This is a genomic window from Paenarthrobacter ureafaciens (assembly GCF_004028095.1).
Classification (GTDB): Bacteria; Actinomycetota; Actinomycetes; order Actinomycetales; family Micrococcaceae; genus Arthrobacter; species Arthrobacter ureafaciens.
The window spans coordinates 1,391,974-1,412,774 of record NZ_SBHM01000007.1 but is presented as its reverse complement, the minus strand read 5'-3'; the positions used below and the strand labels follow the sequence as shown (position 1 = coordinate 1,412,774).

Below are 20,801 nucleotides of genomic sequence, written 5' to 3'. Positions count from 1 at the left end.
AATGCGGTTGCCATGGGTATTGCCCGATGTGACAATGCCCGCAGTCAGTGCCAGCATTGAAGAAATGAGCACACCTCAAACCACGGCTCCGCCCGCCAAAACTCCGGGCGATACGTCATTCTTCGGCCACCCAAAGATGTTGGCCAGCCTTTTCTCCGTGGAAATGTGGGAGCGATTCTCCTTCTACGGCATGCAGGGCATCCTGCTTTACTACATGTACTTCACTGCCGATCAGGGCGGTCTTTCCATCGACAAGGGCCTCGCTGCAGGCCTCGTGGGTGCCTACGGCGGCGGCGTCTACCTGTCCACCATCCTTGGCGCCTGGCTCGCAGACCGCGTCTTCGGTTCCGAAAAGGTCCTGTTCGGCTCGGCCATCATGATCATGACCGGCCACATCGCACTCGCGCTGATTCCCGGAATCCCGGGCCTGATCGCCGGATTGGTGCTTGTGGGCATCGGCTCCGGAGGTCTGAAGGCGAACGCCACGGCCTTGGTGGGCACCCTGTACGGCGAAAAGGACGAGCGGCGCGATGCCGGCTTCTCCATCTTCTACATGGGCATCAACATCGGCGGCCTCATCGGCCCCCTGGTGACCGGGTGGTTGCAGGAGAGTCGCGGGTTCCACTTTGGCTTCGGCGCAGCGGCAGTCGGCATGGCCATCGGCCTGGTGATCTACGCCCTCGGCCGCAAGCGGCTTCCGGAGGAGGCGCACCGCGTCCCCAACCCGCTCCCGGCATCGGACCGGACCAAGTACGGCCTGATCTTCCTGGGCATCCTGATCGTCATCGGCGTGCTGCTTGCTACGGGCATCGTCAACGCCAACAACCTGGCCAGCAGCATGGCTTACGCAGCCATCGGCGCCGCGGTGATCTACCTCTTCCTGATCTTCCGCAGCCCGCTGGTGTCCGGCGTGGAGCGTAAGCGCGTCCTCGCTTTCATCCCGCTCTTCATCGCTTCTGCGGGCTTCTGGGCACTGTTCCAGCAGCAGTTCACTTTTATCGCCGTGTACTCCGAGGAAAAGCTGGACCGGAACCTCTTCGGCTGGGAAATGCCCGCCGCCTGGGTCCAGTCCATCAACCCGGTGTTCATCATCATCTTCGCCGGCGTCATGGCCGCCCTGTGGACCAAGCTTGGCTCCAAGCAGCCGAGTTCGCCGCTGAAGTTCTCCGCAGGCCTGCTCATCATGGGACTGGCGTTCCTTGCGTTCATTCCATTGGCCGGCGAAGGCAAGACCCCCTTGCTGGCCTTGGTCGGGATTCTGTTCCTCTTCACCCTCGCGGAACTGTTCCTCTCCCCCATCGGCCTGTCCGTGAGCACCAAGCTCGCGCCCAAGGCTTTCCACACGCAGATGGTGGCTCTGTTCTTCCTGTCGGTTTCGCTCGGCACCACCTTGGCCGGCATCCTCGCGGGGCTCTACAACCCCGAGGATGAGCTCCCGTACTTCCTGGGCATCGGCGGCGTGGCCGTGGTGCTCGCGGTGGCCCTCGCCGCCGCGACTCCCGCGATCAAGAAGCTGATGGCAGGCGTGCGGTAAAAACCAGTCCTTAAACGACGACGGCGGCCCTCGCCTCCGGTGGATTTTCCACCCGGGGCGAGGGCCGCCGTCGTTCGCTTTTAGTAGCGGTAGCTGCTGGTTGAGGCGCCGATCGCTGCGAAGAAGAAGATGGCGAAGATGATGGTCAGCGCGATGCCGATGTAGCCCATCACCAGGCCGGCGATTGCCATGCCGCGGCCCGCAGGCTCGCGGTTCAGGGCGAGGTGGCCCAGGATGACGGCCGCGATCTGGGGCAGGATGAAGAACCCGAAGCCAACAAAGATCGCGATGCCGCAGCACATGCTCGCAATGCTCAGGCCCTTGGGTTGGGACGGCATGGCGTAGTACGCGGGCTGTCCGTACGGGCTCGGCTGGCCATATGGCTGCTGGTACGGGCTCGGCGGCTGGCTCTGCTGGCCGTACGGAGACGGCGGCTGCTGGCTGTAGTCCCCCGGCGTGTAGCTGGACTGGAAGTCGTTCTGGCCCTGCGCGTTCCGGGTGTAGGCGCTTTGGTCGTACGGCGGGAGCGGTTGCGTGGCGCCCTGGGATGAAGAATCGTACGACGGCGGTGGCGGTACGGAACCGCTCTGGCCGCCGGATTGGCTGCCGCTCTGACCGGGCGAGGTGAATTCTGCGGGCGGCACGTATTGCGGCGGTTCGTAGCCTGCGGGCTTGTCTTCGTTGCCCTTGTTTGGTTGCTCTGACATAGGTTTCCCCCTGTGAATGGTCTTTGAATCCCACACTACCGCCGTGGGGTGCAGCGCATAAGGAGGCTGTTGCGTGGCATGGGCGCTTGTCCGCCATTCGGAGTCACAGCGCCCGCATCACGGACATTTCCCCCACGGGCGGGCGGGGGTCTGGCATGCTGGTCCAATGGCTAGCCGAGCGGGCACAGTTGCCCTTCCCCAGGACCTTGTTGACATTACTGCCCTGCTGGACGCGTACTTCGACGTCACCCCGGATCCGGGCGACCCATCACAGCGCGTGGCATTCGGAACGTCGGGCCACCGTGGTTCCAGCCTGAAGGCTTCCTTCAACGAAGCCCACATTCTTGCCATCACGCAGGCGATCGTTGAATACCGGGGCCGCCAGGGCATCACCGGGCCGTTGTTCATTGGCCGCGACACCCACGCCCTGAGCGAGCCCGCGCAGAACTCTGCGCTGGAGGTGCTGGCTGCCAACGGCGTCACCGTCCTGGTTGATGCCCGCCACGGCTACACGCCAACGCCCGCATTGAGCCACGCAATCCTCAAGTACAACCGCGAAGCAGCGCCGGGCACTCCCCAGGCAGACGGCATCGTAGTCACCCCCAGCCACAACCCGCCCGCCGACGGCGGGTTCAAATACAACCCGCCGCACGGTGGCCCTGCCGACACCGATGCCACCGGCTGGATTGCCGAACGTGCCAACCAACTCCTGGAAAACGGCCTTCGCGGGGTCAAACGCATCCCCCTGAACGATGCCCTGGCTGCTGACACCACGGGCAAGTTCGACTTCCTCAGCAGCTACGTCGACGATCTCCCTTCCGTGTTGGACCTGGACGCCATCCGCAACGCAGGTGTCCGGATCGGCGCGGACCCCATGGGCGGAGCCTCCGTGGACTACTGGGGCGAGATCGGCGAGCGCCACCAGTTGAACCTGACGGTAGTGAACCCCACGGTGGACCCGCAGTGGGCCTTCATGACCCTCGACTGGGACGAGAAAATCCGCATGGACTGCTCGTCGCCGTCCGCCATGGCTTCCCTGATTCAGCGGATGTCCCTGGGTGCTGATGGCAAGGCTGCCTACGACGTCGCAACCGGTAACGACGCCGACGCCGACCGCCATGGCATCGTCACCCCTGATGGTGGCCTGATGAACCCGAACCATTACCTCGCCGTCGCCATCGACTACCTTTACCGCAACCGCAGCGGCTGGAACCCGGATTCCGTGGTGGGCAAGACGCTGGTTTCTTCATCCATCATTGACCGGGTTGCTGCCGGGCTTGGCCGCAAGCTGGTGGAGGTGCCGGTGGGCTTCAAGTGGTTCGTGCCCGGCCTCCTGTCCGGTGAAGGCGCGTTCGGCGGTGAGGAATCGGCAGGAGCTTCCTTCAACAAGCGCGACGGCAGCGTCTGGACCACGGACAAGGACGGCATCCTGCTGGCACTGCTGGCCTCGGAGATCACTGCGGTAACCAGCTCTTCGCCCTCCCGGCTGTACAAGGGACTGACCGACCAGTTCGGCGCGCCCGTCTACGCCCGTATCGATGCCGCTGCCACCCGTGAGCAGAAGTCCAAGCTCGGCAAGCTCTCCGCAGCCGACGTCACCGCCACCACACTGGCCGGCGAGGAGATCACCGCCAAGCTCACGGAAGCCCCCGGCAACGGTGCGTCCATCGGCGGCCTGAAGGTCGTCACGGAGAACGCCTGGTTCGCAGCCCGCCCCTCCGGCACCGAGGACGTGTACAAGATCTACGCCGAGTCCTTCAAGGGCGCCGATCATCTGAAGCAGGTCCAGGAAGAAGCCAAAGCCTTGGTGGACGCAGTCATCGCCTAGCTTTGGCGGCACGGGAAGTGCACGGGACGTGAGAGAGCGTCGGCGGAAGTGCGTTGGTAAGTGATAGAGCGACCCTCCAGTCCGGTTCCTCTATCAGATCCCGGCCCCTTTCCCCATCGCTCTTTCACATCCCGGCCCTTAAACGCCGATGCTCCTGCACTTTCGGGTGCAGGAGCATCGGCGTTTAACCGGGACCAGATTAGACCGTGCGTACCACGTCGTCGTAGTCGAACTTCGGCTTGGCTTCGCCCCAGGCGTCCGGTCCGGGCTGGCCGATGTTCACGATCAGGAAGCTCTTCTGGTCGCCGGCGGGGAAGAATTCAGCGTCGATGGCACTGAAGTCCGCACCGGTCATCGGGCCGGCGGCGAAACCGAGCGAGCGGACAGCCAGGATGAAGTAGCCGGCCTGCAGGTGTGCATTGTTGTTGCCGGTGGCGGCGGCGAGTTCGGCGTCGCCGTCGTACATTGCCTTGGGCGCGCCGTAGGCGGGGAGGAACTTATCCCACTGACCGTGCCAATCGGTGTCGTAAGACAGAATGGCCACCAGCGGAGCGGAAGCGGTCTTGGCCTGGTTGCCGCGGGAAAGGTGGTCCACCAACTTGGCGCGGGCCTCGTCCGAGCGGACGTAGGTCACGCGGAGCGGCTGGGAGTTGAAGGCAGTAGGACCATATTTGGTGAGCTCGTAGATGGCGCGGGCCTGCTCGTCCGTGACCTCACCGGAGAAGGTATTGGCGGTACGGGCTTCGGCAAAAATGGCGTCGACTGCTGCGGCGTCAATGACTGCTTCTTCGTGTGCAATCGTCATGGATGAACCTTTCGCTGTGTCCTTGCCTTGCGGTGCGGCCCGGACGCTTCTGCTTTCCATGGTTGCAACGGGGGCCTCGGCTGTCCTCTTCCCATGACGGCCCGTGACGTTGGGCACAGTTGGCGACGCCGCGTGTCGTGCCGTAGCGGGACAGGACGACCTTCCGGCCCCAACCGCAGATACGGCGCCTAGGGCAAGCCACGCAACGGCGGTAATGTTGCACCGAACCCAAAACATTCTTCTGAGGAAGGCCTGCCATGAGCATGCTCGGCATCAAATGGAAGCTCCACGCCGACGGCAAGACCATTCGGCCAGGTCACGTGGTGTCCCCCGACGAGCGGCTCGCGTGGCCCCTGACCATCGGCATCGGCATGCAGCACGTCGTAGCGATGTTCGGCGCGACCTTCCTCGTACCGATCATCACCGGCATGCCCCCGGCCACCACGCTGTTCTTCTCCGGCGTCGGCACACTGTTGTTCCTGGTGATCACCAAGGGTCGGGTGCCCAGCTATCTGGGGTCGAGCTTCGCATTCATCGCACCCATCATGGCGTCCCAGCAGCAGTACGGCGTTGCCGGCGCCTTGGGCGGCGTGGTGCTTGCCGGCGTCGTACTGGCGCTTATTGGCGCCGTGGTGCAGAAATTCGGTGCCGAATGGATCAACCGGCTGATGCCGCCGATCGTCACCGGTGCCATCGTGGCGCTGATCGGCTTGAACCTCGCGCCTGCAGCCAAGAACAATTTCGACCTCGCCCCGGTGACGGCGCTGATCACCCTGGTGACGATCATCCTGGTCAGCGTCCTGTTCCGTGGGATCCTGGGCCGGCTCAGCATTCTGGTGGGCGTCGTGGTGGGCTATCTCGTGGCGATGATGCGCGGCGAAGTCAGCTACGAAAAGATGGACGCCGCCGCGTGGATCGGCCTCCCGACGTTCCAGACGCCCGAGTTCCACCTCGGCGTGGTGGGCCTGTTCGTCCCCGTCGTCCTTGTGTTGGTGGCTGAGAACGTCGGGCACGTGAAATCTGTAGCTGCGATGACGGGGCAAAACCTCGACGGCGTCTCCGGACGCGCGTTGATGGCCGACGGCGCCGCGACGGTACTTGCCGGATTCGGCGGCGGCTCCGGCACCACGACGTACGCGGAAAACATCGGCGTTATGGCCGCTACCAAGGTCTATTCGACGGCGGCCTACTGGGTGGCTGGTATCTTCGCGATCCTGCTGAGCTTCTCACCGAAGTTCGGTGAACTGATCGCAACCGTGCCCCCGGGCGTCCTGGGCGGTGCCGCCACCACGCTGTACGGCATGATCGGCATCCTCGGCGTGAAGATCTGGGTCCAGAACAAGGTCAACTTCTCCAACCCGATCAACCTCACCACGGCTGCAGTAGCCTTGATCATCGGCATCGCGGACTACACATGGACCATCGGCGAACTGAAGTTCACGGGCATTGCCCTTGGCTCTGCTGCTGCCTTGGTGATCTACCACGGCATGAAGGGCCTGGCCCGTTGGCGCGGGACCGTGGCCGAACCCGAAACCGAGACTGAGGGGCTGCCGCCGGCAGTGAAGTCGGCGATGAACGCCGCAGCGAAGCGCAGCGGGAAGAAGGGGAAGTAGGAGGCTGGGACCACTTTCGTGGCTTTCTTACCGCGACCCTGTCCTCGCTTCCGGCGACCACTCGCATCTCATGATGCGGCGAACTTCAGTTCAGCAGCTACTAACAGCTTGTGCGCCCACTCGACGCACTTGGATGACTTAGCCCGCGTAAGGCTTGAGACGTTATACGGCGATTCCTGCATGCACCTCCGCCGCTTCCAAGAAGACCCGCGCGTCCTCCAAGCGCGCCTGCGCATCAGTAAGTGCACTCACTAGGCCGCCGTCTTACCGGCAAGCCGTCGCCTGAGCCAACCTTCGTCGCCATAGACATGAATTCCTTCGCTTGTGATGGAATCAAAGATTGGCGCAACGTGTACTTCTGCGGCCTCATAGGTCATGGGCCGCACATCGTTGCCCGTGAGGCCGTATGCTTCCACAGCCAGGTCAGCAATCCTCTCGTAAAGGTCATCACTGGCGCCGTCCGGAATGATGAACAGCAGGTCGATGTCGGAGCGATTCCCCATGTCCCCGCGAGCAGCCGACCCAAAAAGCGTGACCTGCAGAGGACTCAAAGGCCACAGACCTATCCTCTGTGAAAGGAACTCGATGAAAAGATCGGTCCCCTTTGCCGCTTGGATCACCAAGTCCGCCAACATATGGCGTGGGTTCAGTGCGAACTTGGTGCGGTTCCCCACGTGAGTCGCAACGACGACACCGTTTTCTTCGAGCCTCTCCAGGCATCGACGAGCACCCGAGACTGAGGCCTGGATCGCACGTTCGCGGACGAGCTCTCCGGGTGTGCTCGGGTGACCGTCCGCAAGCGCCACCAAGACATCTGCCTCCAGGGTGGGGCATATGGCACGCAGAGGGTTGTGAAGTTGCATCGACTACCTCCCAATCGCTTCTAATTGTACGCGATTTCTCACTCCTTGCAGTCAGCCGCGAGGCCGAAGGCCTCGGCGTCAGCGGTTGGCCGGGACCTCAGCCTCCCAGCGCAACAAATCCCCCGGCTGGCACTCCAGCACCTCGCACAGTGCTTCGAGGGTAGTGAACCGTACAGCCTTCGCACGCCCGTTCTTCAACACGGCAAGGTTGGCAGGAGTGATTCCAACCCGTTCCGCCAAGACGCCGGCAGGCATCTTCCGCTTGGCCAGCATCACGTCAATGTCCACGACGATCGGCATCAGATCACCTCGTCGAGTTCAGCGCGGAGACCGGCAGCCTCGACGTCTCGCGCTACAGCCTGGGCCAGCAGGGTCCGCAGCACCAGAATCACCAAGGCGACACCGCCAACCATGAGCGCTGCACCGCAGATCAACAACACGACCCCCGGGGCTACGTCACCCGGAGCCAGCAGAACGGCGATGGAAAACACCAACCCCGCCGCTGCTGAAACAGCCCAAAAGATGATGTCCACGAATTTGAAGGCCCCGTTCGAGAAGACCGTGCCGCGGCGCACCATTGTCAGTAGCCTCCAAACACATACGGCCACTACCTGCACGCACAGGATTCCCAGGACAACGATCACCAGGAAGGCTATCCGTGCTGCCTCCGGCGCGCCGGCCTGCTCCAGATCTGCTGAAAGCAATGGAACCATCCACACCTGAACAAACAGCGACCCCGCCAACACAACGCCGATCACCAACCGGAGCGCCAGCACTGCCAGCTTTCCCATAGCTACCCTTCCTATCGAACAACAATCAAATGTTATCGTTAAGCGATAGACAGGGTAAGCGGCTGTGCCACAGAACTTAATAGTCAGCTTGCTTATTAGTTTCGGTTTTCCTAGGCTGGATCAGGTCAGGCAAACAACTCTCAGAGCAACGGCAGCACCTTGTGCCAGCCGGGGTTTCGGACGCCACAAGCGTTCGAGACCTAGCAGCAAACAGGAGGAGGAAGAATGTCAGAACACAACATTGCAGGCAAGAAGGTCGCCTTCCTGTTGACGGACGGCGTGGAGCAGGTGGAGCTCACCAGCCCATGGCAGGCCGTTAAGGACGCCGGAGGCGAACCCACCCTCGTCGCCCTCGAAAAGGGCAAGCTCCAAGGCTTCAACGGCGTGGATAAGGGTGACACCTTCGATGTCGACCTCGCCATAGCAGACGCCGACGCATCAGACTTTGACGCCTTGGTCCTCCCGGGCGGCGTGGTGAACGCCGACCATCTCCGCGTCGACAAGGACGCGCAGAACTTCACCCGCGCTTTCTTCGAGCAGCACAAGCCGGTGGCATCAATTTGCCACGGCCCGTGGATCCTCATTGAAGCCGGCGTCATCAAGGGACGCAACGTCACGTCGTACCACACGCTCCAGACGGATCTCCGCAACGCCGGCGCCAACTGGAGCGACGAGGAAGTCGTCGTCGATCAGGGCCTGGTCACCAGCCGCAACCCTGACGACCTCCCGGCCTTCAACAGCAAGCTCGTCGAGGAAATCTCCGAGGGCCAGCACGCTGGCCAGACAGCGTAGCGCTACCCGCGCACGACCCACACACGGCAAGTGCCGCCGTCGTAGTTCACAAGACTTACGACGGCGGCACTTGCCTCCCCCACGCACCGCACCAAACAGCAAATGCAGGACCAGCTTCTCGTCGTAATGTTGCGTAGATCACATTCGATGCTTAGGCTGGGGAGGCTGCAGCGTGGCAGCTACCCAATGAAAGGCAACACATTGACCAGCGAGAAGCTCTCCGTAGTTGTTCGCGTCGACGTTGACGGCGAACAGATCCAGATCGCAGCGACCGGTCGCGTTACCCTCACCAGCCTTCAGGGCCTCTACCCCGTGGTTCAGCGCACCAGGAGCCTGGGCAGCGGCCTGGACGTTCGGATGGATCTTTCGGAAGCCACAGTTGATGCCGATGCACTGGACGAACTGCAGCTTTACGCGGGCCTCTGCGAGATTCCCGTTGTGTTCAGCCCGGAGAAGAGCAACATAACAGCGCTCCCCACCCGCGCACCGCGACTGACGACCGCCGCCGCCTAGCGGAGGCATTCATGCGCAAAGTCACCGCCGGGCTCTTCCACTCCGTGGACGGCGTGGTTCAGGACCCTTTCAAGTTTCAGTTCGACAGCTTCGATGCGGAGCTCGGTCAGGGTCTTGGCAAGATGATCACCACAGTAGACACCGTGGTGTTGGGGCGGGTGAGCTACCAGGAATGGGCCCAGTACTGGCCCAACGCGTCACAGGATGACGACTTCGCGAACTTCATCAACCCCGTCGAGAAGTACGTCGCATCGCGGACGTTAACCGAGCCGCTGGAATGGCAGAACTCGCACCTGATCGACGGCGACGTCGAGGATTTCGTCACGGAACTCAAGTCCCGTGACGGCGGGGAAATCGCAGTCTGCGGGAGCATCTCCCTGGTCCGGCAGCTATTCTTCGCCGGCGTCCTGGACGAATTGACCCTCATGACCCACCCCGTGATTGCCGGGAGCGGCCGCCGCCTCTTCGAGGAGGGCGACCCCCTCAATCGGCTGCTACTCAAGGACCAGTACGCCACCTCAAAGGGCAACGTCATCACAACTTACAGTCTGCGCAAGGACTGAAAGCCCGACGCCAAAATCACCTACGGCGGGCAGCGAGCCGAATCCGCGCCAAAAGGGACCCAAAATTTCCCTTGGAATCTAGAAAAAGAGGCCGGGTCCACCTTAAGCGGACCGCTCCTCGGAGCTTTTAGTGCCGCGCTTTAAATCCGCTCAAATAAATAGACAAGCAGGCTTTACTAAACACATCAGAAACTCTGCATCTACCGCGAGCCGCAAGGAGGGCCCCGTCGCGGCTAGGAGTCCGGACGGGGCCAGCTCTTGCTAGCGCTGGTTCTTGCGCGGCTTGGTGAAGATGTTGCCGCTGCTTTCAGCCTTTGCCCTTTTTTCGGCGCGCTTTTCCAGGATGGTCTTTCCAGCCTTCTTGGCAGCACCGCCGCCAGGCGTTTTTCTGGCCATGGATAATTACTCCTTTCAAACTCGCAGTAACTTCACCATACCGACTTTTATTTTTTTATCCAGTCCGCTCATTTTGCATGAAAAACTTTTGCCCAGAAACTCACCAGGCGGACCCGCTTGACCGCCCAAGCACCGAAGCACAGGCCCACCCTTGCCCGCAAATACTAAGGATGCTTATGGTAGGAAATGATCTGAGGTTCGCGCGGCGGGTGCCCTCATCGCAAAACCCCCTGAGCACTAGCCAAAGAAAAGCAAGCAACAAAGGAGACAGTCATGGACAACCAAGACATTCTGGAACGCATTCAGTCGCTGGTGGAAGAAGAACACCGACTTCGCGACGAAGCAGTGGACGACGGCGATGACAACCGGGCACGGCTTGCCCAGGTAGAGGCCCAGCTGGACCAATGCTGGGACCTCCTGCGCCAGCGCCGCGCGAAGCGGGATGCCGGTGAGGACCCGGACGAAGCCGAAGCCCGCACCATCAGCGAAGTGGAGGGCTACCGCCAGTAGCTCCTAAGCGCCCTCAAGCACCTGGCTCGTGGCCCACGCAACGTACTTTCCGGCGTTGGCCACCGCATCCGCAACATCGGGAAGTCCGTCCTTGCGCTGGGCTACGTCCAGCAGCTGGGCGGCAGCCACGATTCCGTGTTTTGCCAAGTCCTCGGGCGTGACCGTGATGCGGCCGGCAACAGCCACCACCGGGATGCCGTGCACGCTGGCAGCGTCGGCCAGTGCGATCGGGGCCTTACCCGTGAGCGATTGCTCATCCATGGACCCCTCGCCCGTGATCACCAGATCGGCCTCAGCCAAGTGCTTCGCCAAGCCCGTCAGGCCCGCCACGAGGGCGAACCCGCCTTCCAGCGCGGAATCGGTGAAGGCAAGGAACGACGCCGGGAAGCCACCTGCCGCCCCCGCACCCGGAACGTTCACGTCGCGGCCCGTGGATTCCCGCAGGAGCGATGCCCAGTTGCGGAGTCCGGCGTCGAGCTTTTCGACAGCCTCTTCATCGGCACCCTTCTGGGGGCCGAAAACATGGGCGGCGCCTTCGGTGCCGTACAGCGGGTTTTGGACGTCGACGGCGATCCGGAACTTGACGCTGGACAGCCTCGGGTCGAGCCCGGATACGTCCAAGGCGACGACGTCGACCAAGGAACCTCCGCCAAGCGGCACTACGTTGCCTGCCGAGTCCACGGGCTTGAGCCCCAGGGCACGCAAGGCTCCGCTGCCGCCGTCGGACATTGCCGAGCCGCCCAAGCCCAGCACTATCTCGGTGGCACCGGCGTCGAGGGCGGCGGCGATGAGCTGGCCGCAACCGTAGCTATGGGCGCGCAGGGAGTTCTCCGGGGTGGGTTCCATGTGTGCGAGGCCGGAGGCCTGGGCAGTCTCGATGACCGCTGTCGCTCCACCGAAGGAGTTCTTTTGAATGGCCCACGAGGCGCCGACGGGTTTGAGGATCGGGCCAACAACGGCGTTGTTCCGCTCTTCGTAACCAGCGGCGATGGCGGCGTCGAGGGTGCCTTCGCCGCCATCGGCTACGGGGAATTGGGTAGTGACGGCGTCCGGGTAGACGCGGAGGGCACCTTCTGCCATGGCTGACGCGGCTTCGGCGGCGGTCAGTGATCCCTTGAACTTGTCAGGGGCGATGAGGATACGCATGGATCTATCTTGCCAGCCCTTTGTGGGAAAGCGCTTGCCGATCGCGTAATGAGTCGCATAATGAGACGTGTTTCGGCGCCGGGTTAGTTGGCGGCGAGGGCGTCGCATCCTTTTCCGCCAACCGCTACCGTAGCAACGAGAGCGATCAGCGCGAAGGGGTGCGCCGTCGCGTCGCAACGGGTGCGATCAGCGCTAACGGGTGCGCCACAGCGCCCTGGCTCAGCCGTTCAACACCCGGACAGGGGTGTCCGCCAGCCAGCCCTTGACGTCCTCGAACGCCCCTCCGTAGAACTGGCGGTAGCTTTCGTGCGTCACATAGCCGATGTGCGGTGAGAGGACCGTCCTTGGAGAATGCAGCAGCGCATGCCCTGCGGGGAGCGGCTCATCGTCGAAAACGTCCAGCGCAGCCCCGCGGATCCACCCCTCCTCCAGCGCCCGGATCAGCGCAGCCTCGTCCACCAAAGGTCCGCGGGCGGTGTTGACCAGCAAACCTTCGGGACCAAGGAGGCGCAGCTCGTTGGCTCCCACAATCCCCCTGGTACGCTCCGAAAGCCGCAGGTGGAGCGTGACGACGTCGGACTCGCGGAACAGCTCCTCCTTAGTGACCTTTCGGGCACCGGCAGCCTTCGCGGCTTCAGACGTAAGGTTCTGGCTCCAGGCCAGGACGTCCATGCCGAACGCCTGCGCGTACCGGGCGATCCGGGAGCCGATCTTGCCGAGGCCAACAATTCCGAGCGTCTTTCCTTCGAGTTCAAACCCGACGGCGGACTGCCACCCGCCTGCCCGGAGCGAGTTCTCCTCCGCCACGAGGTTGCGGGCGAATGCCAACAAGAGGGACCAGGTCATCTCCGGAGCTGCTGCCGGGGACCCGGCCGTACCGCACACCACGATGCCACGCTCGGATGCGGCATCCATGTCGATCGCCGCGTTGGCCATCCCCGTGGTGACCAGGAGTTGCAAGTTGCCCAGCTCTTCGAGGACATGACGCGGGAATCGGGTGCGTTCGCGCATGGCAACGATGATGTCGAACGGCGCCAATGCCGCCACCGCCCGCTCCTCCGACACGAAAGGTGCGCTGAAGACCGTGACCTTCACGCCGTCGTCGAGCAGTGAATCCCACGGAGCGTAATCGCTGGAGACCTGCTGGTAGTCGTCAAGGATGGCCAAGCGGTACTGGGTCACGTCAATCTCCTTGCGGCGGCTGGACTGTATTATCCAGACTCTCATGCCACGACTTTCCTCGCGGATAATCCACATAGCCGTCCAAACCCTCGCATCCGGACGCGAAAGATTCTAACGTTGTAAAAACGAGCCTGCCTTCTAAGGAGCTGCCTTGACAGTCGCCAGCAACCACGCCCTTCCCAAACCTGAGCACCCGCGGCCGCAACTGGTCCGGGACACCTGGTTGAACCTCAACGGCACGTGGGGATTCGAGATCGACGCCGGTGACTCAGGATGGGAGCGCGGCCTCACCACACGGGAGCTCACCGGGGAGATCCTGGTTCCCTTCGCTCCCGAGTCGGCCCTGTCCGGCGTCGGGCACGTGGACTTCATGGAGGCCGTCTGGTACCGGCGCACCATCACCGTTCCCGGGGAATGGGCCGGGAAGAAGGTCCTGCTCCACTTCGGCGCCGTGGATCACGATGCCACGGTATGGGTCAACGGAGTGGAGGTGGCCCGGCATCGCGGCGGCTTCACCCCCTTCACGGCAGATCTCAGCGGATTGGCCGAACCCGGCGAGGACGCAGTGCTGGTGGTGCGGGCCAGGGACTCCCGGCATGAGATACAGGCACGCGGCAAGCAAGCCACCTGGTACAACAACACCCACTGCCAGTACACGCGCACCACGGGGATCTGGCAGACGGTGTGGCTTGAAGCCGTTCCCGAGGTCCAGATCAAGCACCTCCGGATCACTCCCAACCTTGCCGATTCCAGTCTGGCTCTAGAGGTGCCCCTCTCGCAGAACCGTGCAGGCCATACCATCAAGGCCATCCTCAGGAACGCCGGCACCACCGTAGCGGAAGCGTCGGTGCGGGCGGACCTGGACCTATCGCCATCGCTCCGGCTCGGCATACCGCAGGATGAACTCCGGCCGTGGTCACCCGAGGATCCCTTCCTATATGACCTTGAGGTGGCCATCGAGGACGCCACTGGTTCGCCGGTGGACCAGGTGGCCAGCTACGCCGCCGTCAGGTCCGTGGCACTGGACGGCAAAGTGGTGCGCATCAACGGCAAGCCCGTATTCCAGCGGCTCGTTCTGGATCAGGGCTACTGGCCGGACTCACTCATGACGTCGCCGGACGATGCGGCGCTGGTCAAGGACATCGAACTCTCCATGGCCGCAGGTTTCAACGGTGCCCGGCTCCACCAGAAGGTCTTCGAAGAGCGTTTCCTCTACCACGCGGATCGCTTGGGCTACCTCGTCTGGGGCGAGTTCGGGGACTGGGGCGTGTCCGGCGGAGGAACGGTCGGCCACAACCAGAAGCCCACTGCGAGCTTCGTTGCCCAGTGGTTGGAGGTGCTGCAGCGCGACTTCAACCATCCGTCCATCATCGGCTGGTGCCCGCTCAATGAAACACACCAACTCCTCCATGACCGCATCACCGTGCTGGACGACGTCACGCAGGCCATGTTCCTAGCCACCAAGCTGGCCGATCCCACGCGCCCGGTGATCGATGCCTCGGGCTACTCCCACCGCGTCCGCGAGACGGACATCTACGATTCCCACTCCTACGAGCAGGATCCGGACAAGTTCCGCCTCCAGCAGGAGGGCCTCGCCGACGGCAAGCCTTTCCTCAACCGCACCCCCGACGGCGGGGATTACTCGGTCCCCTACGCCGGCCAGCCCTACTTCGTCTCCGAGTTCGGGGGTATCTGGTGGAACGAGGAAGAGGCCAGGCAGGCCGCTGAAGCCGGCAATGATGTGGCAAGTTCCTGGGGCTACGGTCAGCGCGTGGCCAGCGAAGAGGAATTCCATGAACGGTTCGAAGGCCTGTGCCGCGTCCTCCTGGAGAACGCGGATATGTTCGGGTACTGCTACACCCAGTTGACGGACGTCTTCCAGGAGAAGAACGGTATCTTCACGTTCGATCGCGGCCCCAAGTTCGACCTTGAGCGCATCCGGGCAGCACAGCTGCGCCCTGCGGCCATCGAGGGCGAACAGGATCTCTGACTCGACTAACGGGTGGCCAAGTTCCTCATACCCAGTCGTCCCGCTCAATCAGCACTTGTTTGAGCAGGTCCAGCCGGTCGGACACAATTCCATCCACGCCCAGATCCAACAGCCGCTCCATCTCCGCCCGCTCGTTGATGGTCCATACGTGGACGAGGCGGTCGATGCGATGTGCGCGGCGAATGAAGCCTTCGCTTACTACGCGAAAGCGGCCGTAACGGACGGGCACTTGGAAGACGTCGACGTCGGCAAGCAGCCTACGCGCCAACGCAGCCGGAAGTATTGGGCCCAGGAAGACAAAGAGGGCCGTGAGGGTAGAGCCCGCCGAGGACGCAACCCGTTTGTCCAAGCGCTTCAGGACGGCCCGTCTGCGGCGGTCCGAGAAGCTGGTGACGAGGACCTGGCTGTGGATGCCGTGCCGTTCGATGGCTTCCGCCATGGGACCCACCGAGTTCCAGTCCTTGAGGTCCAGATTCAGTTTCGCGCCGGGAAGGGCTGTGACGAGCTGGTCGAAAGTCGGCACAGGTTCGACGCCGCCGATGCGGGCTTGGGTCACCTCGTCACCGGTCAGCTCGGCGATCCGTCCTGCAGCATTCGTCACCCGGTCCAAAGACGCGTCATGGAAAACCACCAAAAGCCGGTCCGCGGTCGTGTGCACATCGGTCTCAACGTGGACGGTCCCCAGCTCAACAGCCGCGTGGAAGGCTGCCATCGAGTTCTCCAACCCATCCAGGGAGAACCCTCGATGGGCCAGTGCCAGAGGACCAAAAGAACCGTCCTTGCGAAGAAAGTAGGGCAGCGTCACACGGGTAGCGTAACTGAGGAATCCGGCCGCCCGCGGTGACGGCTGGCAGACTATTGGGATGACTGTGTTGATTGCCGGTTGCGGCGACCTCGGAACTGAAGCAGGCCTGCGGTTCGCGGCGGCGGGACATGAAGTGATCGGCCTCCGGCGTTCACCGGAGAAGCTGCCGGGGGAAATACGCGGCGTCCGCGCCGATTTGTCGCAAGAGGTACCAGCGCTGCCGGCAGATGCCGGAACCGTAGTGATTGCCCTGGCCGCTGATGCTTCCACCGAGGAGGCCTACCGGGCAGCATACGTGGACGGGCTGACCCACGTCCTGGATGCCGTGGACCGCCAGGCTGTTCCGCCCCGGCGCATCTTGTTCATCTCCTCGACGGCCGTCTACCCGGACGCAGGTGGAGCCGTGGTGGACGAATCGACCCCCACCGAACCAACCCGTTTCAGCGGAAAAATTCTCCTGGAAGCGGAGGAGTTGCTCTTTGCCCGCGCCGGGGAATCCCAAGCTGTAGTCCTGCGCCTGGGAGGGATCTATGGCCCTGGAAGGACCCGGCTCATTGACCAGGTCCGCTCCGGCAAGGCCGTCATCCCGTCCCAGCCCAAGCACACCAACCGCATCCACCGCGACGACGCCGCTGCCATGATCGTCCATTTGGCCACCATGGAACAGGAGCCGGATGCGGTCTACGTGGGCGTGGACAACGAATCGGCTGAACTGGGCGACGTTTTGCGCTTCCTCGCCAAGGAACTGCAGCTTCCGGAACCTCCGGCAAGGCCTGCCTCCGACGACGGCCCAGGAGACAAACGCTGTTCGAACCAGCGGCTCCTGTCTACCGGCTTTACCTTCACCTACCCGAGCTACAAGGAGGGCTACCGGGCAATCCTCGCCGGTGAGGGCGTGCGGCACCCTTGAGGGCTTAGACCTTCTCCCCGGCCAACTTCGCTTCGAGTATCTGGGCCACACCGTCGTCGTCGAAACGCGGAGCCTGCCGGCCGGCAGCGAGGATCGCCTCCGGATGTCCGCTGGCCATGGCATAACCGTGGCCGGCCCAACGCAGCATCTCGATGTCGTTGGGCATATCCCCGAAAGCCACGACGTCAGCCGCTTCAATGCCCAGCGACTCGGCATACTTTGCAAGCGTCACGGCTTTGTTGATGCCTGGCACGGACATCTCCAGCAAAGCGGTCCGGGGCGCAGAGTGCGTTGTAGCCACCAAGTGCGCGACGGCGGGTCCGACTTCCGCGAGGAACTCGTCCGGGGTGCCTTCCCGGGTGATGGCCAGGAACTTCACCACTGCGTCAGCGGCCGTCAGTGTCCGGTCCAAGGGGGCGGGAGTGAATTCCCCGAGCAGCTCGCTGGTTTCGTTTTCGATAAAGCCGGGTTCAAGGTGGAAGCCGTGGAGGGTCTCCGCCCCGAACAAAGCGTCAGGCCTGATCGACTTGATGATTCGCCGCGCTTCAAAGACAGCCGTGATGTCCAGCGCCGTCGACGAGATGGGCTTCCCGGCAGCAGGGTCCCAAACAACGGCACCGTTGGAACAAATGACGATTCCGCTGTGGCCGAGCTGCTCCTCCAACGGGTACAGCCAGCGCGGCGGGCGGCCGGTAACAAAGACGAGTTCCACCCCGGCGTCGCGGCAGGCCTGGAAGGCCCTGATGGTCCTGGCGCTGATTTTTCCGTCGTGACCGAGGATGGTGCCGTCAATATCACTTGCTACGAGCCGCATCATGCCAGTCTACGTGGGTAGCCCCGGCGTTTCCCCCGGCCCTCGCCTGCGGAGAGAAGCACAACATAGTGTGGGTCCATGAGTGAGAAAACGACCCAGGAGTACAGCACAAAAGGCGCATACGTCACCGGCGGCGAGTTCAACCGGGACACCAACTACATCGAGGACCGCATCACCCGGGACGGCACGCAGGGACCAAACGGCGAACCCGGCTGGCCCGTGGAAGCCGGGCGGTACCGCCTCATCGCCGCCAGGGCGTGCCCGTGGGCCAACCGCACAGTCATCGTGCGCAGGCTCCTGGGCCTTGAGGATGCCATCAGCCTCGGCCAGCCCGGCCCGACTCATGACGCCCGTTCCTGGACGTTCGATCTCGACCCCGACGGCAAGGACCCGGTGCTGGGAATCGAACGTTTGCAGGAAGCTTTCTTCCGTCGTTTCCCGGACTACCCGCGGGGCATCACGGTCCCCGCGATTGTGGACATCCCCAGCGGCGCCGTAGTCACCAACAACTTTCCGCAGATCACCCTGGACTTCTCCACCGAGTGGACGGAATTCCACCGCCCTGGAGCTCCCAAGCTGTACCCCGAGCACTTGCGGCAGGAAATCGACGAGGTCAACAAGCGGGTCTTTACCGAAATCAACAATGGCGTCTATCGCTGTGGTTTCGCGGGGTCCCAGGAGGCATATGAAGCCGCCTACCAACGGCTATGGGCGGCGATGGACTGGTTGGAACAACGCCTTTCCCAACAGCGCTACCTCGTGGGAGGCACCATCACGGAGGCCGACGTCCGCCTCTTCACCACCTTGGCAAGGTTCGACGCTGTCTACCACGGCCACTTCAAGTGCAACCGGAACAAGCTCACCGAGATGCCGGCATTGTGGGCCTACGCACGGGACCTGTTCCAGACGCCCGGGTTCGGGGACACCATCGACTTCGTGCAGATCAAGCAGCACTACTACATCGTCCACGAGGACATCAACCCGACGCAGATCGTCCCGGCGGGGCCGGACCTGTCCGGATGGTTGACTCCGCACGGCCGGGAGTCCCTCGGCGGGCGTCCCTTCGGTGACGGCACTCCCCCGGGACCGGTCAAGGCGGGAGAAGAAGTCGCCGAAGGACACGGCGCCGCCTGAATTTTAGGCGTGGTTCAGTTCAGCCCGCGACGGCGGATTGGCTCCGGCGCGGGAAACGGTGACGGCCGCAGCCCTCGCCGCATGGTCCATGATGGCGGCGAGGGTTTCGGCCGGCATGGCGCGGAGTTCATCGCGGTTCTGGGCGCCGTCCAACCCGCGGTCCACAATGGCTGACAAGAGACCGGCCATGAACGAGTCACCGGCGCCCACCGTGTCCACCACATCTACCAGCGGCGCCGGAACGTGGGTTTCGCCCGCACGGGTGATCCCCCAGGGGCCCTGCGACCCCCGGGTAACCACCACCATGGCGGGCCCCTCATGGCCGCCCAGTCCCATCCAGCGACGGGCCGAGTCCAAGACATCTTCGCCCGGGTAGAGCCATTCAAGATCTTCGTCCGATGCCTTGACCACGTCCGCGAGACTCACAAAGCGTTCGGCCTGCTTGCGGGCATATTCCCTGTCAGTGATGATGCTGGGGCGGCAATTGGGGTCGAAGCTGACGGTGCATCGTGGGTGGGCGAACTCGACGGCGGCCAGCACTTCCCCGGCCCCGGGTTCCAGGAAAGCGGCGATGGATCCCGTGTGCAGCAAAGTGGCACCTTGCAGCATGAGGGGCAGCCGCCCGATGAGTCCGGGGACATCCCAGGCGAGATCGAACGTGTAGGTGGCGGCGCCGTCGTCGTCCACCAGGGCGGTGGCCACGCTGGTGGGCTTGTCGTCGGGCGGAAGCGGAACCATGACTGAACTGGACCGCAGGTGGGCGCCCACGGAGTCCCCGAAAGCGTCCTTTCCGTACCGGCCCAGGAATTGGACGGGATGATCCAGCCGGGCCAGGCCCACGGCAACGTTGAGCGGGCTGCCGCCAACGTGGGCCTCTATCCCGCTGGAACGCTGGACGACGTCAACAAGGGCCTCGCCAATAACAGTCAGCATGGGACAACTCTGCCAGAGGACGTTGGGCTGAACCAGCGGTCAGGAGAGCAGGCGCTGGACCAGTTCGCGGCACTTCTTGTAGGCCACGGCCTTCGGGTCGATGAGGTCGAAGTGGTCCCCCGGAACCCTCAGGAGTTGTGCCGAGCCACCGGATGCGTTGCTTGCTGCGACGTAGGCCTCGGACTGGCTCGCCGGAACATCCTCATCATTCATGGCGTGAACGGCATATACGGGAACGTCGATCGGGAGGGACGTCATGGGGTCTGCGTATTTATGCCGTTTGGGGTATCTTGCCGAATCTCCGCCCATCAGGTTGCAGACCGCGCCGTTGCTGAGGTTCAGGCGTTCGGCCGCTGCAAGGTTCAGGAGACCGGACTGGCTCACGACGCCGGTCAGGTGCACGGCTTCTTCTTCCGGTCCGCGCTCCAGCTGCCGATCGGCGTCGGGCGTTCCGATGGAGGACAACCGGCCACGGCCGGCGGCCCATACCGCAAGGTGCCCGCCGGCGGAGTGGCCCAGTGCCACCACCTTGCCGAGCTGGAGGTCATGGTTGAAGGCGATCTGTGCCAGATAGTCGATGCCGGCAAGGATGTCTTCGAAGGTATGCGGCCAGCCGCCGCCGTTCCCGGCCCTCCGGTATTCAAGGTTCCAGGCGGTGATGCCATGGGCCGCGAGGTCGCGGGCAAGAGGTTCACCCAGCTCTGCGCCGTACTGGGAGCGCCAATAGCCGCCATGGATCACGACGGCGACACCTCCCGCCACGGCCGCCGGGCCCCGGTGGTTTCCGTTGTGTGGTTCAGGTATGAAGAGTTCGCCCCACTGACTGGGGTGTTCGCCGTAGCTGTACTTGTGCCGCAACATTGCGCCCTCCTTTGTATCGAGCCTATCGCGAGCGGCCGCCGGTTTGGCTAGCAGCAGTTCGACGGCGGGGCGTCCGGCTTCGCTGTCAGGGCCGCACCGTAAGCTGGAACC

At 63.3% G+C, this 20,801-nt stretch carries 22 protein-coding genes; 10 read left to right on the top strand and 12 right to left on the bottom strand.

Annotated features, from left to right (window positions below):
• The first annotated feature begins 34 nt into the window (after nt 1-34).
• Nucleotides 35-1,534 carry a peptide MFS transporter gene (locus tag AUR_RS10865; protein ID WP_021474197.1) on the top strand — a complete coding sequence of 500 codons (1,500 nt, stop codon included), beginning with the start codon at nt 35-37 and terminating at the stop codon, nt 1,532-1,534.
• Between the two features lie 80 nt (nt 1,535-1,614).
• On the opposite strand, the gene AUR_RS10860 is transcribed toward AUR_RS10865, so the two are convergent.
• Entirely contained in the window at nt 1,615-2,241 is a 627-nt protein-coding gene (locus tag AUR_RS10860; protein WP_062094480.1) for a DUF4190 domain-containing protein, read from the bottom strand.
• A gap of 166 nt (nt 2,242-2,407) precedes the next feature.
• Here AUR_RS10860 and pgm point away from each other — a divergent pair, with 166 nt between their 5' ends.
• Entirely contained in the window at nt 2,408-4,069 is a 1,662-nt protein-coding gene (gene pgm / locus AUR_RS10855) for a phosphoglucomutase (alpha-D-glucose-1,6-bisphosphate-dependent) (protein WP_062094478.1), read from the top strand.
• A 199-nt stretch (nt 4,070-4,268) separates the two neighbouring features.
• On the opposite strand, the gene AUR_RS10850 is transcribed toward pgm, so the two are convergent.
• The gene (locus tag AUR_RS10850; protein WP_062094476.1) at nt 4,269-4,874 is read right to left on the bottom strand and encodes a malonic semialdehyde reductase; all 606 of its coding nucleotides are present in this window, start codon (nt 4,872-4,874) and stop codon (nt 4,269-4,271) included.
• Nucleotides 4,875-5,131: 257 nt separating this feature from the next.
• Here AUR_RS10850 and AUR_RS10845 point away from each other — a divergent pair, with 257 nt between their 5' ends.
• Nucleotides 5,132-6,487: a uracil-xanthine permease family protein gene (locus tag AUR_RS10845; protein ID WP_062094474.1), complete on the top strand. Its 1,356-nt coding sequence runs from the start codon at nt 5,132-5,134 to the stop codon at nt 6,485-6,487.
• A 251-nt stretch (nt 6,488-6,738) separates the two neighbouring features.
• Here AUR_RS10845 and AUR_RS10840 read toward each other — a convergent pair whose 3' ends face one another.
• The 3 genes from AUR_RS10840 to AUR_RS10830 all read right to left on the bottom strand — a co-directional run bounded on the left by AUR_RS10840 (nt 6,739) and on the right by AUR_RS10830 (nt 8,141).
• Complete coding sequence (locus AUR_RS10840) at nt 6,739-7,350, bottom strand: nucleotidyltransferase domain-containing protein (RefSeq protein ID WP_062094472.1); 612 nt, start codon at nt 7,348-7,350, stop codon at nt 6,739-6,741.
• 78 nt (nt 7,351-7,428) lie between these two features.
• The gene (locus tag AUR_RS10835) at nt 7,429-7,650 is read right to left on the bottom strand and encodes a helix-turn-helix domain-containing protein (protein WP_021473232.1); all 222 of its coding nucleotides are present in this window, start codon (nt 7,648-7,650) and stop codon (nt 7,429-7,431) included.
• On the bottom strand, nt 7,650-8,141 hold the full coding sequence (locus AUR_RS10830) for a DUF2975 domain-containing protein (RefSeq protein WP_062094469.1): 492 nt from the start codon (nt 8,139-8,141) through the stop codon (nt 7,650-7,652). The genes AUR_RS10835 and AUR_RS10830 overlap by 1 nt, the downstream gene beginning before the upstream one ends.
• 225 nt (nt 8,142-8,366) lie before the next feature.
• On the opposite strand from AUR_RS10830, the gene AUR_RS10825 reads away from it, so the two are divergent.
• From AUR_RS10825 to AUR_RS10815, 3 genes are all read left to right on the top strand, one after another.
• Complete coding sequence (locus tag AUR_RS10825) at nt 8,367-8,933, top strand: type 1 glutamine amidotransferase domain-containing protein (protein WP_062094461.1); 567 nt, start codon at nt 8,367-8,369, stop codon at nt 8,931-8,933.
• A gap of 186 nt (nt 8,934-9,119) precedes the next feature.
• Nucleotides 9,120-9,446, top strand: coding sequence for a hypothetical protein (locus AUR_RS10820; protein ID WP_062094459.1), 327 nt, complete (start codon nt 9,120-9,122; stop codon nt 9,444-9,446).
• A gap of 11 nt (nt 9,447-9,457) precedes the next feature.
• Entirely contained in the window at nt 9,458-10,009 is a 552-nt protein-coding gene (locus tag AUR_RS10815) for a dihydrofolate reductase family protein (RefSeq protein ID WP_062094457.1), read from the top strand.
• Between the two features lie 261 nt (nt 10,010-10,270).
• Here the strand turns inward: AUR_RS10815 and AUR_RS20720 are convergent, their stop codons facing one another.
• Nucleotides 10,271-10,405, bottom strand: coding sequence for a hypothetical protein (locus AUR_RS20720; RefSeq protein ID WP_021473227.1), 135 nt, complete (start codon nt 10,403-10,405; stop codon nt 10,271-10,273).
• A gap of 273 nt (nt 10,406-10,678) precedes the next feature.
• Here AUR_RS20720 and AUR_RS10810 point away from each other — a divergent pair, with 273 nt between their 5' ends.
• Nucleotides 10,679-10,915: a DUF2630 family protein gene (locus AUR_RS10810; protein WP_062094455.1), complete on the top strand. Its 237-nt coding sequence runs from the start codon at nt 10,679-10,681 to the stop codon at nt 10,913-10,915.
• Nucleotides 10,916-10,918: 3 nt separating this feature from the next.
• Here the strand turns inward: AUR_RS10810 and AUR_RS10805 are convergent, their stop codons facing one another.
• Entirely contained in the window at nt 10,919-12,061 is a 1,143-nt protein-coding gene (locus AUR_RS10805; protein ID WP_062094453.1) for a glycerate kinase, read from the bottom strand.
• A gap of 219 nt (nt 12,062-12,280) precedes the next feature.
• A complete protein-coding gene (locus AUR_RS10800; protein ID WP_241650909.1) occupies nt 12,281-13,243 on the bottom strand; it encodes a D-2-hydroxyacid dehydrogenase family protein in 963 nt (320 codons plus the stop codon).
• Between the two features lie 151 nt (nt 13,244-13,394).
• On the opposite strand from AUR_RS10800, the gene AUR_RS10795 reads away from it, so the two are divergent.
• Nucleotides 13,395-15,233 carry a glycoside hydrolase family 2 protein gene (locus AUR_RS10795; RefSeq protein ID WP_128397144.1) on the top strand — a complete coding sequence of 613 codons (1,839 nt, stop codon included), beginning with the start codon at nt 13,395-13,397 and terminating at the stop codon, nt 15,231-15,233.
• Nucleotides 15,234-15,258: 25 nt separating this feature from the next.
• Here AUR_RS10795 and AUR_RS10790 read toward each other — a convergent pair whose 3' ends face one another.
• Entirely contained in the window at nt 15,259-16,038 is a 780-nt protein-coding gene (locus tag AUR_RS10790) for a glycerophosphodiester phosphodiesterase family protein (protein WP_082694601.1), read from the bottom strand.
• Nucleotides 16,039-16,096: 58 nt separating this feature from the next.
• Between AUR_RS10790 and AUR_RS10785 the strand changes: the two genes are divergently transcribed.
• Nucleotides 16,097-16,948, top strand: a complete 852-nt coding sequence (locus AUR_RS10785) for an SDR family oxidoreductase (RefSeq protein ID WP_062094440.1) — start codon at nt 16,097-16,099, stop codon at nt 16,946-16,948.
• Between the two features lie 4 nt (nt 16,949-16,952).
• Here AUR_RS10785 and AUR_RS10780 read toward each other — a convergent pair whose 3' ends face one another.
• Complete coding sequence (locus AUR_RS10780; RefSeq protein ID WP_164888677.1) at nt 16,953-17,762, bottom strand: HAD family hydrolase; 810 nt, start codon at nt 17,760-17,762, stop codon at nt 16,953-16,955.
• A gap of 78 nt (nt 17,763-17,840) precedes the next feature.
• Here AUR_RS10780 and AUR_RS10775 point away from each other — a divergent pair, with 78 nt between their 5' ends.
• Nucleotides 17,841-18,896 carry a glutathione S-transferase family protein gene (locus AUR_RS10775; RefSeq protein ID WP_062094437.1) on the top strand — a complete coding sequence of 352 codons (1,056 nt, stop codon included), beginning with the start codon at nt 17,841-17,843 and terminating at the stop codon, nt 18,894-18,896.
• A gap of 3 nt (nt 18,897-18,899) precedes the next feature.
• Here AUR_RS10775 and AUR_RS10770 read toward each other — a convergent pair whose 3' ends face one another.
• Nucleotides 18,900-19,829: a carbohydrate kinase family protein gene (locus tag AUR_RS10770; RefSeq protein WP_062094435.1), complete on the bottom strand. Its 930-nt coding sequence runs from the start codon at nt 19,827-19,829 to the stop codon at nt 18,900-18,902.
• A gap of 39 nt (nt 19,830-19,868) precedes the next feature.
• A complete protein-coding gene (locus AUR_RS10765; protein WP_062094433.1) occupies nt 19,869-20,690 on the bottom strand; it encodes an alpha/beta hydrolase in 822 nt (273 codons plus the stop codon).
• Nucleotides 20,691-20,801: the final 111 nt, after the last annotated feature.

Coding starts and splice junctions, on each gene's coding strand:
- AUR_RS10865 (WP_021474197.1), top strand. CDS start 35: ATGCCCGCAGTCAGTGCCAGCATTGAAGAAATGAGCACACCTCAAACC.
- AUR_RS10860 (WP_062094480.1), bottom strand. CDS start 2,241: ATGTCAGAGCAACCAAACAAGGGCAACGAAGACAAGCCCGCAGGCTAC.
- pgm (WP_062094478.1), top strand. CDS start 2,408: ATGGCTAGCCGAGCGGGCACAGTTGCCCTTCCCCAGGACCTTGTTGAC.
- AUR_RS10850 (WP_062094476.1), bottom strand. CDS start 4,874: ATGACGATTGCACACGAAGAAGCAGTCATTGACGCCGCAGCAGTCGAC.
- AUR_RS10845 (WP_062094474.1), top strand. CDS start 5,132: ATGAGCATGCTCGGCATCAAATGGAAGCTCCACGCCGACGGCAAGACC.
- AUR_RS10840 (WP_062094472.1), bottom strand. CDS start 7,350: ATGCAACTTCACAACCCTCTGCGTGCCATATGCCCCACCCTGGAGGCA.
- AUR_RS10835 (WP_021473232.1), bottom strand. CDS start 7,650: ATGCCGATCGTCGTGGACATTGACGTGATGCTGGCCAAGCGGAAGATG.
- AUR_RS10830 (WP_062094469.1), bottom strand. CDS start 8,141: ATGGGAAAGCTGGCAGTGCTGGCGCTCCGGTTGGTGATCGGCGTTGTG.
- AUR_RS10825 (WP_062094461.1), top strand. CDS start 8,367: ATGTCAGAACACAACATTGCAGGCAAGAAGGTCGCCTTCCTGTTGACG.
- AUR_RS10820 (WP_062094459.1), top strand. CDS start 9,120: ATGAAAGGCAACACATTGACCAGCGAGAAGCTCTCCGTAGTTGTTCGC.
- AUR_RS10815 (WP_062094457.1), top strand. CDS start 9,458: ATGCGCAAAGTCACCGCCGGGCTCTTCCACTCCGTGGACGGCGTGGTT.
- AUR_RS20720 (WP_021473227.1), bottom strand. CDS start 10,405: ATGGCCAGAAAAACGCCTGGCGGCGGTGCTGCCAAGAAGGCTGGAAAG.
- AUR_RS10810 (WP_062094455.1), top strand. CDS start 10,679: ATGGACAACCAAGACATTCTGGAACGCATTCAGTCGCTGGTGGAAGAA.
- AUR_RS10805 (WP_062094453.1), bottom strand. CDS start 12,061: ATGCGTATCCTCATCGCCCCTGACAAGTTCAAGGGATCACTGACCGCC.
- AUR_RS10785 (WP_062094440.1), top strand. CDS start 16,097: ATGACTGTGTTGATTGCCGGTTGCGGCGACCTCGGAACTGAAGCAGGC.
- AUR_RS10780 (WP_164888677.1), bottom strand. CDS start 17,762: ATGCGGCTCGTAGCAAGTGATATTGACGGCACCATCCTCGGTCACGAC.
- AUR_RS10775 (WP_062094437.1), top strand. CDS start 17,841: ATGAGTGAGAAAACGACCCAGGAGTACAGCACAAAAGGCGCATACGTC.
- AUR_RS10770 (WP_062094435.1), bottom strand. CDS start 19,829: ATGCTGACTGTTATTGGCGAGGCCCTTGTTGACGTCGTCCAGCGTTCC.
- AUR_RS10765 (WP_062094433.1), bottom strand. CDS start 20,690: ATGTTGCGGCACAAGTACAGCTACGGCGAACACCCCAGTCAGTGGGGC.